The sequence below is a fragment of the Vibrio sp. S11_S32 genome (genome assembly GCF_014694465.1).
In the GTDB taxonomy this organism is placed as follows: domain Bacteria; phylum Pseudomonadota; class Gammaproteobacteria; order Enterobacterales; family Vibrionaceae; genus Vibrio; species Vibrio algicola.
This window is the reverse complement of the sequence record NZ_JAAUWS010000154.1, coordinates 1-487: the sequence shown is the minus strand read 5'-3', so window position 1 is coordinate 487 and position 487 is coordinate 1. Positions and strand designations below refer to the sequence as shown.

Sequence of the window (487 nt, the reverse complement as noted above, 5' to 3'; positions counted from 1 at the left end):
GTAATAACGTACGGCGAGAAGGATGATAGCGGATGGAAATTGACAACCTTTAAACATAATGAGGGTATCCGGTTGGTAAGCAGTACGGTATTTTACCGTAGATCAATCAAACTTTGCGACAAAACCGGTTGGCAGAGCGTGCGGCAATACGGCAAAAGGAATATCTCAGAAACTGCCATGCAACGTTACAAGAAGATAATCGGCAATATATTACACAGCAGAAAATTTAAAAATCAGTCAAAGGAAATGTTACTCGGTTGTTCTATTTTAAATCGCTTCACTCACCTCGGTATGCCCAATAGCTACCGAGCTGCCTAACCGTATCAAAAGACCACAAAGTTTTAGTATTGCAACAATGCCCATGACGGTAGGTCTCGTTGAACGTGCATTACAAATGGCAATTACACTTCGTAAGCCTCAAAGAGGCTTACTTTTCCATAGTGATAGAGGCTCACAGTACACCAGCAGTTCATTTCAGCACCTGTTA

2 pseudogenes are annotated in these 487 nt (G+C 41.9%); both read left to right on the top strand.

Features of this window, described 5'->3' with window-relative positions:
• Nucleotides 1-318: pseudogene (locus tag HC723_RS17590) on the top strand (hypothetical protein); the annotation flags it as partial.
• Between the two features lie 43 nt (nt 319-361).
• Nucleotides 362-487: pseudogene (locus HC723_RS17585) on the top strand (IS3 family transposase); the annotation flags it as partial.